A 12,590-nucleotide genomic window follows, 5' to 3' on the forward strand; every position below is an offset into this window, starting at 1 on the left:
ACGGTCCGGTCGGCCGCAGCCGCCGTTTCCGGGTTTTCTGGACACCCCGCCCGCGCTGCCCGACAATCACGAGCGTGACGTCGTCCTTCGAGTTCCACACGTACCCCGCGCGGCTGTCCGACGCGGAGCGCGACCGGGCGCTGAAGGCGCTCCGTGACGGCGTCGCCCTCGGGCGCCTCTCGCACGACACGTTCATCCGCCGCATGGAGCTGGCGCTGACCGCCCGCAGGTCCGACGAGCTGGCCGTGCTCACCGCCGACCTGCCCACCGAGAACCGCTGGTCGAAGCTGGTGTTCGGCACCGTCGAGGCGGTCTCCGGCTTCTCCGTACGGGTGCGCAGGGCCTGGCAGGCCGAGAAGCTCCCGAAGCTGCTGCTGCCCCACCCGGCGGGCATGTACCCGCTGCGGATCGGCCGCGACCCCGCCAACGGTCTGCGGCTCAACCACGAGACGGTGTCCCGGATACACGCCGAGCTGAGCCGGCAGGGCGGTCTGTGGGTGCTGCGCGATCTCGGCTCCACCAACGGCACGACCGTCAACGGGCGGCGTGTCATCGGTGCCGCCGTCGTCAAGGACGGCGACCAGATCGGCTTCGGGCGGATGACGTTCCGGCTCGCGTCCGACTGAACGCTCGGGGGCGCGGTCGGCCCCCGTCGGCTGAGCTCTGGCCTGGGATTTGCGCTCAGTTTTCGTCGACTCTCCTTACGCTCCACGGTGTTGACGTACCCCCAGTGGCGTGACTGACTGTGCGTACACATGCACATCAGGTGAACCGAAGGCACCACAAAAGTGGAGGTGTGCCCTGCCGCCGCTCCTCCGCTACCCGACCGTGGACGAGCTGGGAGCCCGTGCGGCCGCACTCGCCGCCCGCCGTCCTCGCGACGCCCGCCTGCGCCGCGTGGGAACCTCACGGGCGGGCACGCCGATGTGGCTCCTGTCCGTCGGGCACGGCAGCCGTCAGGCCCTCGTCGTCGCCGGACCGCACGCCAACGAACCCGTGGGCGGCGCCACGGCCCTGCGGCTGGCCGAACGGGCGCTCGCCGACCCCCGGTTGTGCGAGGGCGCCGACGCCACCTGGAACCTGCTGCTCTGCCTCGACCCCGACGGCGCCCGCCGCAACGAGGCCTGGCTGTCGGGCCCGTACACCCTCGGCCACTACTTCAGGCACTTCTTCCGGCCCGGCTTCCTGGAGCAGCCCGAGTGGCTGCCCGAGGGTGCGGCAGGGGCGACCCTGCCCGAGACCCGTACCCTCCTCGACCTCCAGGACGAACTGCGGCCCTTCCTGCAGTGCTCCCTGCACGGCGTCGACGTCGGCGGCGCCTTCGTCGAACTCACCCGCGAGCTGCCCGGCATCGCCCAGCGCGTCGCACACAACGCGACGCGCCTCGGCATCCCGCGCGAACTCGGTCCGTACGACACCCTGTACTGGCCGACGCTCGGCCCCGCCGTCTACCGCATCCCGCCGCCGCGCAGGGGAGACCTGGCGGCCGCCATAACCGAGGCCGCCGTCGAGTCCACCTGGTTCCACCCGCACTCGTACGGCACCGTGACAGCGGTCGTCGAGGCCCCCATGTGGGGTGTCGCCGCCGTGGAGGACCCCTCACCGCCCGCCGACGCCGACGCGGCACTGCGCGCCGTCAGCCACACCCTGCGCGGCGACACCCGGCTCCTGGAGGGCATCCTCGCCCGCGTGCGCCCCGTTCTCGACGGCACCCCCGACGCGGCCTGCCTCCTCGCGCCCGTGGACGACTATTTACTGGTCGGCCCCGGTCTCGCCGACTCGTGGGACCCCGACCTGCACGACGGCGGAGCGCGCCCCCTGCCGCCGCTCAACACCGCGCGGCTGACCGCCCTGCGCCTCGCGGGACGCCGGGTCGCCCTGCGCACCGCGGGACTGCTGCACCAGCTCGTGACCGGCTCGGGACACGACCCGCGCGGAGTGCTGCCGGAGCTCGACCGGCTGATCGACGAGTGGTGCGCCGACTACCGCGACGGCTGCGGCGCGCGCTGGATCCCGGTCGCGCGTCAGGTCGAGTACCAGGCGCGCGTGGTGCTCTCCGCGTTCGAACTCGCCGGACGGCACGCGCCCGTGCGCTCCCGTTCGGGTGAGACGGGGTGGGGTTCGCAGGCCGCGGTGCCGATGCACCGGGAATGACGAAAACCACTCAAGCGGTACGGGGCGGTCTGCTCGCGGCGGTCGCCCTCCTCACCCTGGGCGCGGCCCCGGCGGTGTCTCAGCAGGCCGTCCAAGGCAACTGGCTGTACCTCACGGTCACCACCGGCGACGCCCGGTCCAGCGACACCCGCGGCACACTGCTGCTCTGCGATCCGCCCCAGGGCCACACCCACGCGGCACAGGCCTGCGAGGAACTCAGCGCCGCCGAAGGGGACATCACCCGCATCCCCGTGCGGGCCGATGTCCTCTGCCCGATGATCTACGCGCCGGTCACCGCCTCCGCGCGCGGGGAGTGGAACGGCCGGCGGACCGAGTACACGCACACCTTCTCGAACACCTGCATGATGGGAGTCGAGACGGGATCGGTGTTCGCGCTCGGAGGCTGACTCCGTAGCAGCCGATTCAGGGCTGTGTGTCGCGCGCGTGGCGGGCGGCCGCGATCACCGTACGGGCCTGGTGCTCGACCTGGTGCTCCAGGGGAACCCAGCGGGCACGGAAGCGCTCGGCGAAGGCGTCGCTCCAGGTGGCGACGAGCCGTTCGAGGCGCGGCGCCCCGCGGTCGCCGGCTTCCCGCAGAACCCGCAGCAGCATCGCGGCGGCCCGCAGCGGGAGCCGGCGTCCGAACGCGTCGACACTGCCGACGTACGCCATCGTCGTGTTCGTAGGCGGCGTCCGCACCCAGTCGTCGGCCAGGCCCGGCACCAGGTCCAGCGCCCACTTGGAGGCGCGCAGGAGCGGCCCGTCGAGGCCCTGGAGCCGCGGCAGCGCCTCCGTGAGCGCCGCCTCCACCTGGAGCGCGTCCCACAGCAGCCTGCGCGCCAGCCGTCGCATCGCCGCCGCGGGGGCCGGGTGCGGCGTCGGATCGTCCACCAGGTCACTGGCCCACATCGGCACCTCGACGACCGCCGTGAGACCGCCGTACCGGTGGGCGTGGTACCAGGTGCTGTGCCGCGCGTCGTCGGGCATGCTCGGGTACGCCGCGTCCGAGCCGGGTGCAGGCATCACATGCACCCCGGGCCCGGAGGCGGGCCAGCCCGCGGCGTCCGACGCGGCCGTCTCCACCGGGATGTGCAGCTCGGCCGCGGACTTGGCGAACGGCTCGGCCAGTCCGGGGACGTCCTTGGTCAACTGCACCCAGCTGCCGCCCAGATCGGTGCCGTGCAGGCTGACCTGGAGGTAGGGCCGCACCTCATCGATCACCCGGGTGAGGGCGCGGGTCTCCGGCGGCAGCTGGTCGGGCGGCAGGACGGAGGGGGACCACTCCGGCTGCTCGGGCCCGGCCGGACGGAAGAAACCGCGGTGGTAGTCGAACAGGGTGCGCGGCGCCGGCGTCACATGGAGGCTCGCCCCGTCCGGGTCCGCGCAGAGCAGGAAGTGCCAGGAGGTGCCGGACCGCAACTCCCGCTCGTGCAGAACGCGTTCGGCCACCGCCAGCACGGTCGAGCCGCCGGTCGGCTCGTTCGCGTGCGCGCCCGCCACGACGAGGACCGCGCGCGGTGCGTGGCCCATGGACAGCAGGTGGAGAGGTCTGCCCCCGCGCGAGACACCGACTTGTCTGAGCGCGCACAGGCCGGGCCGGTGAGCCGCCAACGCCCGGGCGGTCGAGACGATTTCGGTCACAGTGAGGTAGCGCAACTCCGGCAGGAGACTCACCCCCGACTTGTCCGCCCTGCGTCGCTTTCCGCAGTACTCCACGGACTGAGTGAAGTGTCAAGGAAATGGTGGGGCGGCTCCAGGGGGCGCCAAATAGCATTTACCGCTGGCAGGGGGGTGTGCACCGACAGACGGCGGATTCACCGCTGATGCACGCCCCGCCCCTGGAGCGCCCGGAACGTCTCGCCCTGGCCGTGCAACCTGCCCTTGGCGACGGCCGTCGGCGCCTCGCCCGGATCGGTGCCGCAGGAGACGCCCGTGTCACCCGTTCGGGTGTACGAGGCCTGCGGTCCGGGCGTCGCGGTGGTCGGCTGGGACCAACCGCGCGCGGGTCCAGCGCGCAGACCCGAGGCGGGAGGCCGGCGGTGCTGTGTCCTCACGGACTTCCCGGCGAAGGCGCACCGACGTCCACACCGACGGGACCGCCGCGGGTTTCGACTCCGGGTGCCCTCCTGGACGACGGGCCCGCACCTGGGAGCCTTCGACCGGCGGACGCGCCTCCACTGTTGAGCCTGTGGCCGGGTGTCTCCTCCGAACCGCTGAGTCCGTGGCCGGAAAGCGTGGCCGCGCCGCCGAGTCACTGCCCCGCGCTGCCGAGCACGCTCCCTCGGACCGGCCCGGCGACCAGGACGGGACCGCCACCGACGGCGAACCGTCCGGCACCCCCGAGCCTCCTCGCCGCGGGCACCGAGCGCGACCCGTACCCGCTGTACCGCGTCCTGCGCGAGCGCCATCCCCTCGTGTACGACGAGCGGTTCGGCGCCTGGCTGGTCAGCAAGTACGCCGATGTGCGCGCCGCGCTCGCGGACCCGCGGCTCGTCGCCGTGCCGCCCGGACGCACCCTGGCCCACCTGGAGGGCGGTACGCACAGCGCGCACCGGGCCGTTGTCTCCCCGGCGTTCCGGGGGGCCGCGCTGGCCGCCCTGACCGCCGGCGTCGCCCGCACGGCGTACGTCCTCGCCCGCCGTCTCGCCGACCGCCAGGAGGCCGATCTCGTCGCCGAGTTCTGCGAATGGCTGCCCACCGCGGCGGCCGTCGCCGCGCTCGGGCTGCCGTACGAGGACACCGCGCGCGTGCAGGCCTGGTGCCGCACGGGCCTCGGCCATCTCGGCGGCCACCACCCCGACCTCGACACCTTCCTGCGGCCGCACATCGCCCGCCGCCGCTGCCACCCGGGTGCCGATCTGCTGTCGGCGCTGTGCACGGCGCGGGCCGACGGGCGACCGCTGTCCGACGAGGCCGTCGTCGGCCTGGCGGGGTCCGTCCTCGGCGCGGGCGGCGAGGCGACCGCCCGCGGCCTGGCGTCGTTCCTCGCCAACCTCCTCGACCACCCGGGCCAGTTGGGGGTCGTCCGCGTCCGCCCCGCGCTGACGGCCGGCGCCTGGGCCGAGTCGCTGCGCCGCGATCCGCCGCTGCACGTCGTCCTGCGGCGGGCCGTGGAGCCGGTCGGCGCGATACCCGTGGGCGCCACCGTGGCGTGCCTGGTGGGCTCCGCGGGCCGCGACCCCGCACGGTTCGCCGACCCGGACCGCTACGACGCCTTCCGCACCGACCCGGGGCAGCTCGCATACGGCTCCGGACGGCACTTCTGCCCCGGCACCCTGCTCGCCCGGCTCACCGCAGAACACGGCCTGCGCGCCCTTCTGACGGTCCTGCCGGACCTCCGGTGGGTCCCGGGGTTCCGGCCCACCCCGGAGGGCCTGATCAGCCGCTCACCGCGGAGCCTTCCGGTGCGCCTTCGCTGACCCACTCGAGCAGCACCACGGGCAACTGCTCGAAAAGCTCCGCCACGCGCGCGTGCCCCGTGAACTCCCGCCCCGGGGTGAGCACATCGCTCCACCGTCCCTCGGGGAGCGGGAGCAGGGTGTCGCGCCAGCCGCCCGCCTCCGCCAGCCGCAGCGACAGCCGCGTGACGGCCGTGATCACCTCCCCGGAGCGTACGAACGCCACACAGTTTGCGGCGCCGGGGCCCTGTGCCGTCAGCGGCGTGTACGTCGCCGAGTCGCCGAAGACGGCGGGGCGCCGCCCGCGCAGCCGCAGGGCCCCCGTGGTCAGCGCGGCCTTCGCCGACGCCTGCTCCAGAGGTGCGAAGGGCCGCCGGTTGTCCGGGTCCACCAGCGCCAGGTACTCGCCCTCGGTGCCCTGGTAGACGTCCGGTACCCCGGGCATCGTCAGATGGACCAGAGCGGCCCCCAGGACGTTCGCCCGCACATGCGGCGCCAGGGCCGCCCGGAAGTCGGCCACGCGCCGCCCTGGCGCCCCGCAGGGCCCGGCCGCGACGAACGCCGCCACCGCGTCCTCGTAGGCGGGATCCTGCTCGGTCCAGGCGGTGTGCAGTCCGGCCTCCCGGACGTGCTTCAGCAGGGCTCCCTGCACCCGCTCCGGGTCGGCCGGGCCGAGCCCGAACACCGTCTGCCACGCGGCCCACGCCACCTGCGGGTCGGGCACGCCCGCGCCCTCGCGGGTCACCTCGGTCAGGACGTCGGCCCACTGCCCGGGACACTCGGTGAGCACGGAGAGGGCGGCTCGTACGTCGGCGCTGCGTTTCGTGTCGTGGGTCGACAGGGCGGTTCCGGTGGCGGGCCAGTCGCGCTGCACGCGCGCGCAGTACGCGTGGAAGTCCTCCGGGGACACGGCCGGGCTCCCGGGGTTCCCGCCCACCTCGTTCGCCGACAGCTGGGGCACATAGCGGTAGAACGCCGTGTCCTCCACGGACTTGGCCCGCAGTGCGGACGAGGTCTGCGCGAACCGGGCCCGGAACTCCGCGTGCCCCGGTCCGTCACCGGCCCGCCCGAGCACCAGGTCCCGTACGACGTCCACGGCGTGCGCCTCCTCGGGCACCGTGAAGACCGCCCGGGCCTCGGCGGCGGCCTCCTCGGTGACCACCAGAGCGGCGTCCGAGGAGGGGTAGGGCCGGTACACGTCGAGCCGTACGAGGAGTTCGCGCAGTGCGGTGCCCAGCGCCCAGGGGGCGTGGTCGCGCAGCGCGGGGTCCGGGGAGGCCGTGCACAGGCGGCTCGCCACGCGCGTGAGGCGGTCGACCTCCGTGGCCAGTTCGTGCGTGACCACCTTGTACGCCGCCCGGCGCACGGTCGCCTCCCAGTGGCCGCCCCGGTCGCTCTGCGGGGCCGCGAAACGCCGGTACTGGCCGAGGAGTTCGCCCGCGCCCGCCGGGTCCGTGAAGAGGCCGTCGATCTGTCGCAGCGCGTCGTAGCCGGTGGTCCCGGCGACGGGCCAGGCGGCAGGCAGCGGCTCGCCGTCCGCGAGGATCTTCTCGACCACCGTCCAGCGCCCGTCCGTCGCCTCGTGCAGGTGGCGCAGATACGTGTCCGGGTCCGCCAGCCCGTCCGGGTGGTCGATGCGCAACCCCTCGACCACGCCGTCGTCGAGCAGTTCAAGGATCTTCGCGTGGGTCGCCGCGAACACTTCCGGGTCCTCGACGCGTACCCCGATCAGCTCCGAAATGCTGAAGAACCGGCGGTAGTTGAGCTCGGTCCTCGCCAGCCGCCACCACGCCGGGCGGTACCACTGCGCGTCGAGCAGCTGCGGCAACGGCAGCTTCTCGGTGCCCTCCCGCAGCGGGAACACCTGGTCGTAGTAGCGCAGTACGTCGCCGTCCACCTTCAGCTCGCCGAGCTCCGTGCCGAGCCGGCCGCCGAGCACCGGCAGCAGCAGCTGTCCTCCCTGGGCGTCCCAGTCGATGTCGAACCAGCGCGCGTAGGGCGACTCGGGGCCCTCGCGCAACACCTCCCAGAGGGGGCGGTTGTGCCGCGGGGCCATGGCCATGTGGTTCGGCACGATGTCCACGACCAGACCGAGCCCGTGCTCCCGCGCGGTGCGCGCCAGGGAGCGCAGCCCGTCCTCCCCGCCCAGTTCACCCCGTACGCGCGCGTGGTCCACGACGTCGTAGCCGTGCGTCGAGCCCGGGACCGCCTCCAGGACGGGGGACAGATGCAGATGCGAGACGCCGAGCGCGGCCAGATACGGCACGGCAGCCTCGGCAGCCCCGAAGGGGAACTCCGGCTGAAGCTGCAACCGGTACGTGGCGGTCGGCACGGCGGGAACCGCGGGCTCGGGATCCACGGGCTCGGGAGTCACCGGTTCTGGACGCTCAGGTGTCATGGGAACCTACGTACCCGCCCCGCCGCCTTTCGTGACATCGAGGCCTGCAAACGGGCACGCGCGCCTGGAGCGAGAGACCCTCTACGCGCGCGTGCACCCGGAGAAACGGCTGACGCACTCGCCTAGGCGGGCCGCTGCAACACCGTCATGCTCCGGTCGACCAGTGACAGCCGGTCCCCGGCCTCGACCTTCGCGCCCGTTCCCGGCGCCACTCCCTCCGGACGTGCCGTGTCGACGATCACCTGCCACTGGCGCCCGTGATTGACGGGCACCACGAACTCCAGGGGCCCCGGTGAGGCGTTGAACATCAGCAGGAAGGAGTCGTCGGAGATGCGTTCCCCGCGCGGGCCGGGCTCGGAGATCGCGTTGCCGTTGAGGAAGACGGACAGGGCGCGCGCCTGCGCCGAGCCCCAGTCGCGCTGGGTCATCTCCTGGCCCTCCGGGGTGAACCATGCGATGTCGGACAGCTCGTCGTGGGTGCCCTGGACGGGACGCCCGTGGAAGAACCTGCGGCGCCGGAAGACCGGGTGGTCGCGGCGGAGCCACACCATCGCGCGGGTGAACTCCAGGAGCTCGCCGTCCTCCTCCGGCCACGGCACCCAGGACACCTCGCTGTCCTGGCAGTAGCCGTTGTTGTTGCCGCCCTGGGTACGCGCGAACTCGTCGCCGTGGCTGAGCATCGGCACGCCCTGGGAGAGCATCAGCGTCGCGATGTAGTTGCGCTTCTGGCGCCCGCGCAGGGCCAGGACGGACTCGTCGTCCGTCTCGCCCTCGACACCGCAGTTCCAGGACCGGTTGTGGCTCTCGCCGTCGCGGTTGTCCTCGCCGTTGGCCTGATTGTGCTTGTTGTTGTACGAGACGAGGTCGTTCAGTGTGAAGCCGTCGTGGCATGTCACGAAGTTGATCGAGGCGAGGGGGCGGCGGCCGTCGTCCTGGTAGAGGTCGGAGGAGCCCGTCAGACGGGACGCGAACTCCGCCAGCGTGCGCGGCTCGCCCCGCCACATGTCCCGTACGGTGTCGCGGTACTTGCCGTTCCACTCGGTCCACAGCGGCGGGAAGTTGCCCACCTGGTAGCCGCCCTCGCCGACGTCCCAGGGCTCGGCGATCAGCTTCACCTGGGAGACCACCGGGTCCTGCTGCACCAGGTCGAAGAACGACGACAGCCGGTCCACCTCGTGGAACTGCCTCGCCAGGGTGGCCGCGAGGTCGAAGCGGAATCCGTCGACGTGCATCTCGGTGACCCAGTAGCGCAGCGAGTCCATGATCAGCTGGAGCACGTGCGGGGAGCGCATCAGCAGGGAGTTGCCGGTCCCCGTGGTGTCCGTGTAGTAGCGCTGGTCCTCCGAGAGGCGGTAGTACGAGGCGTTGTCGAGGCCCCTGAAGGAGAGTGTCGGACCCAGGTGGTTGCCCTCGGCCGTGTGGTTGTAGACGACGTCCAGGATGACCTCGATCCCGGCCTCGTGCAGGGCCCGCACCGCCGACTTGAACTCCAGGACCTGCTGTCCGCGGTCGCCCCAGGAGGCGTACGCGTTGTGCGGGGCGAAGAAGCCGATGGTGTTGTAGCCCCAGTAGTTGTTGAGGCCCATCTCCACCAGACGGTGGTCGTTCACGAACTGGTGCACGGGCATCAGTTCCAGCGCGGTGACGCCCAGTTTGGTCAGGTGTTCGATGATCGCCGGGTGGGCGAGCGCCGCGTACGTGCCGCGCAGTTCCTCGGGCAGCTCCGGGTGCTGCATCGTGAGGCCCTTCACATGGGCCTCGTAGAGCACCGTGTGGTGGTACTCGGTGCGCGGAGGCCGGTCGTCGCCCCAGTCGAAGTACGGGTTGACCACCACCGACGTCATGGTGTGCGGCGCCGAGTCCAGGTCGTTGCGCTTGTCGGGCTCCCCGAAGTGGTAGCCGTACACCTCCTCGCCCCACTCGACCGCACCGCTGATCGCGCGCGCGTACGGATCGAGCAGCAGCTTCGCGGAGTTGGTGCGCTGGCCGCGGCCGGGCGCGTACGGCCCGTGCGCGCGGAAGCCGTAGCGCTGCCCGGGCATGATTCCGGGCAGATAGGCGTGCCGTACGAACGCGTCGCTCTCCCGCAGTTCCACCGCCGTCTCCGAGCCGTCGTCGTGCAGCAGACACAGCTCTATACGGGCGGCGGCCTCCGAGAAGACCGCGAAATTGGTACCGGCACCGTCGTACGTGGCACCGAGTGGATATGCCTCTCCAGGCCAGACCTGCATGGATACGACTCTTCCAGTTGTGCCGTGCCCCTGGGGGCTGCTCCGGGCCGAGTCTCCCCGAAAGTGAGGGAACCTCCTATGACTTACGTCCCTCTTACCCAATGACCAGGCATACGTCGTATGCCGAACCAGTGGGGCTCTAAACACTCCTAGACGGATCAGGGGGAGTAGGGGGAAATGTGCGCAACATAGTGCACCGCCATCTGGGCAAGGTGGTGGCGGGTGCCGCCATCGCGGTTGCCGGGACGGCCGTGATGATCGGTATCACTCTGCCGGGCTCGGCGGGGGCCGACGACTCGGGCGGCGCCAAGGGAAGCGGCGGGACCTCGCAGGAGGCAGGGCAGCAGGGGCAGGCGGCGGCGGAGCCCGGCGTGGTCGAGCAGGCGCCGGCCGAAGGCGACAAGGGCAAGGGCCGCGACCCGCTGACCGACGACGAGACCGAGCGCGTCGAGGGGATCGCGCTGAACCGGCAGCTGCTCAATTCCGCCGAGAACGTCGAAGGGGACCGCGGCCCGCAGCGGATCGGCGTCGACCTCGCCGAGCCTGCCGTGGACGAACTGGACGACCCGAACGCGCCACGCCGCGCCGAGGTCCGGTTCTACGACTACAAGGACGACGCGCTCGTCACCAAGACCGTCAACCTGGACACCGGGAAGGTCGAGCAGACCGACACCCAGCACGGTGTCCAGCCGCCCATCAGCGGCGACGAGATGACCGAAGCCGCGCAACTGCTCATCGCCGACCCGCTCGGCGCGGGCCTGAGGGCCGACTACAAGGACGCCACGGGGAAGGAACTCACCTCGCCGGATCAGCTGATCCTCAACAGCATGGTCTACCGCGCGGCCCCGGGCGCCCAGCCCGCCGCGCTCGCGGACTGCGGCACGCACCGCTGCGTACGGCTCTTCCCCAAGGTGAAGAACGGGCCGTGGATCGACAGCCGTGACCTGGTGATCGACCTGAGCGCCCGCAAGGTCGGCAAGCTCGGCTAGTCGGCCACCGCTGGTTCACCTTCCCAACCCACTTCTCTGCTTTCGCAAGGAGTCTCTTAGTCATGCGCGTGAACAGAAACAGCCGTGCCCGCAGCCGGACGGCGGTGGGCCTCTCGGTGGCCGCACTGACCGTGGGCGCGGCGGCGTCCGCGGGACCGGCGGTCGCCCAGCCCAAGGCCGCTCCCGCGGCGGCCGCCGACTGCAGCGCGGCCTACCGGATCGAGCAGAAGCTCTCCACCGGCACCACCTGGCGGATGTGCTGGCGCTACGAGAGCGAGGCCGGGCTCGTCCTGGAGAACATCTCGTACCAGCCCAAGGGCGAGGCCGCCCCCATCAAGGTCCTCACCAGCGCCAAGCTCGCCCAGATCCACGTCCCCTACGACGACGGGCAGGCCGAGTACGACGACCTCACCGGCGCCGGCTTCGGGCAGGGGCTGATGGACCTGGCCCCGGGCGAGTGTCCCGGCGGCACCATCAAGAACGTCAAGATCCCCAACGCCTGGAACCCGGACCGCCCCACCGCCAACGGCCTGTGCACCACGACCCGCACGCGCGGCCACGCCTACCGCATGCAGGGCGACACGGCGAACAAGGTCTACCAGGCGCAGGGCAAGGACCTGCTGGTCTACACCGTCAACCAGGTCGGCTGGTACGAGTACATCACCGAGTGGCGCTTCCAGGACGACGGCACCGTCAACATGAACGTCGGCGCCACCGGCAGCCTCTCGCCCGGTGACTACGACGCGGGCGACGGCCGCGGCTGGCCGATCGGCAAGGGCGCCAAGTCGTACGCCACCAGCCACAGCCACAACGTCTTCTGGAAGCTCAACTTCGGTCTGGACGGCTCCTCCAGGAGCACCGTCGAGCAGTACGACTCGGTGGTCAGCCCGCCCGCCAGCGGCAACGAGGGACCGACCAACAAGACCACCCGCACCAAGATCACCAAGGAACTCGCGGGCGACGCCAAGAACATGCGCTGGTGGCGCGTCGTCAGCAGGGTCGGAAAGAACAAGGACGAGCACGCGCGCAGCTACGAGATCGTCCCGGGCGCCACCACCAAGTACCCGGGGCGCAGCTTCACCAAGCACGACATCTACTTCACCGAGTACAAGCGGTGCGAACAGTTCGCCAGCAACAACCCGCTCAACTGCGGTACCGGAGCAGGTAATTCCGTCGACAAGTGGGTCAACGGGCAGAACCTCGCCCACCCCGTCGTCTGGGTCAACGTGGGCTTCCACCACATCGCGCGCGACGAGGACCAGCAGCCCATGCCGGTCCACTGGCAGGGCTTCTCCATCGCTCCGCGCGACGTCACGGCTATGAATCCGCTCACTCCGCCGGCTCTCGCCGATCAGAACGGGCAAGCGCAAAACGGTAGTTGAGAAACGACCTGTCCATCGGGCTGCACCGCCGACCGCTC

10 protein-coding genes are annotated in these 12,590 nt (G+C 71.7%); 6 read left to right on the top strand and 4 right to left on the bottom strand.

What is annotated here, in order from left to right:
- The first annotated feature begins 74 nt into the window (after positions 1-74).
- The 3 genes from OG219_RS36900 (at position 75) to OG219_RS36910 (ending at position 2,561) form a co-directional block, all read left to right on the top strand.
- Positions 75-626, top strand: coding sequence for a DUF1707 and FHA domain-containing protein (locus OG219_RS36900; RefSeq protein WP_266833981.1), 552 nt, complete (start codon positions 75-77; stop codon positions 624-626).
- Between the two features lie 202 nt (positions 627-828).
- The gene (locus OG219_RS36905) at positions 829-2,154 is read left to right on the top strand and encodes a M14 family zinc carboxypeptidase (protein WP_266833983.1); all 1,326 of its coding nucleotides are present in this window, start codon (positions 829-831) and stop codon (positions 2,152-2,154) included.
- Entirely contained in the window at positions 2,151-2,561 is a 411-nt protein-coding gene (locus OG219_RS36910; protein ID WP_266833985.1) for an SSI family serine proteinase inhibitor, read from the top strand. Before OG219_RS36905 ends, OG219_RS36910 begins: the two co-directional genes overlap by 4 nt.
- 16 nt (positions 2,562-2,577) lie before the next feature.
- Here OG219_RS36910 and OG219_RS36915 read toward each other — a convergent pair whose 3' ends face one another.
- Positions 2,578-3,828, bottom strand: a complete 1,251-nt coding sequence (locus OG219_RS36915) for a M14 family zinc carboxypeptidase (protein WP_266836355.1) — start codon at positions 3,826-3,828, stop codon at positions 2,578-2,580.
- Between the two features lie 140 nt (positions 3,829-3,968).
- Positions 3,969-4,208 carry a hypothetical protein gene (locus OG219_RS36920; protein ID WP_266833987.1) on the bottom strand — a complete coding sequence of 80 codons (240 nt, stop codon included), beginning with the start codon at positions 4,206-4,208 and terminating at the stop codon, positions 3,969-3,971.
- A 180-nt stretch (positions 4,209-4,388) separates the two neighbouring features.
- Here OG219_RS36920 and OG219_RS36925 point away from each other — a divergent pair, with 180 nt between their 5' ends.
- The gene (locus OG219_RS36925) at positions 4,389-5,573 is read left to right on the top strand and encodes a cytochrome P450 (protein ID WP_266833989.1); all 1,185 of its coding nucleotides are present in this window, start codon (positions 4,389-4,391) and stop codon (positions 5,571-5,573) included.
- Here the strand turns inward: OG219_RS36925 and treY are convergent.
- Together treY and glgX are read right to left on the bottom strand one after the other, a co-directional pair.
- Positions 5,533-7,950 carry a malto-oligosyltrehalose synthase gene (treY, locus tag OG219_RS36930; protein ID WP_266833991.1) on the bottom strand — a complete coding sequence of 806 codons (2,418 nt, stop codon included), beginning with the start codon at positions 7,948-7,950 and terminating at the stop codon, positions 5,533-5,535. The two genes, OG219_RS36925 and treY, sit on opposite strands and share 41 nt — an antisense overlap.
- Positions 7,951-8,072: 122 nt before the next feature.
- Entirely contained in the window at positions 8,073-10,181 is a 2,109-nt protein-coding gene (glgX, locus tag OG219_RS36935; RefSeq protein ID WP_266833993.1) for a glycogen debranching protein GlgX, read from the bottom strand.
- Between the two features lie 179 nt (positions 10,182-10,360).
- Here glgX and OG219_RS36940 point away from each other — a divergent pair, with 179 nt between their 5' ends.
- On the top strand, positions 10,361-11,170 hold the full coding sequence (locus tag OG219_RS36940; RefSeq protein WP_266833995.1) for a Tat pathway signal sequence domain protein: 810 nt from the start codon (positions 10,361-10,363) through the stop codon (positions 11,168-11,170).
- A gap of 62 nt (positions 11,171-11,232) precedes the next feature.
- Positions 11,233-12,552 carry a copper amine oxidase gene (locus tag OG219_RS36945; RefSeq protein ID WP_266833997.1) on the top strand — a complete coding sequence of 440 codons (1,320 nt, stop codon included), beginning with the start codon at positions 11,233-11,235 and terminating at the stop codon, positions 12,550-12,552.
- The last annotated feature ends 38 nt before the right edge of the window (positions 12,553-12,590 follow it).

Origin of the sequence: Streptomyces sp. NBC_00038 (assembly GCF_026343635.1) — a bacterium.
Lineage (GTDB): Bacteria > Actinomycetota > Actinomycetes > Streptomycetales > Streptomycetaceae > Streptomyces.

Bases quoted from the DNA above. Each gene is read 5' to 3' on its own strand.
- treY (WP_266833991.1), bottom strand. From the start codon at position 7,950: ATGACACCTGAGCGTCCAGAACCGGTGACTCCCGAGCCCGTGGATCCC.
- glgX (WP_266833993.1), bottom strand. From the start codon at position 10,181: ATGCAGGTCTGGCCTGGAGAGGCATATCCACTCGGTGCCACGTACGAC.
- OG219_RS36910 (WP_266833985.1), top strand. From the start codon at position 2,151: ATGACGAAAACCACTCAAGCGGTACGGGGCGGTCTGCTCGCGGCGGTC.
- OG219_RS36945 (WP_266833997.1), top strand. From the start codon at position 11,233: ATGCGCGTGAACAGAAACAGCCGTGCCCGCAGCCGGACGGCGGTGGGC.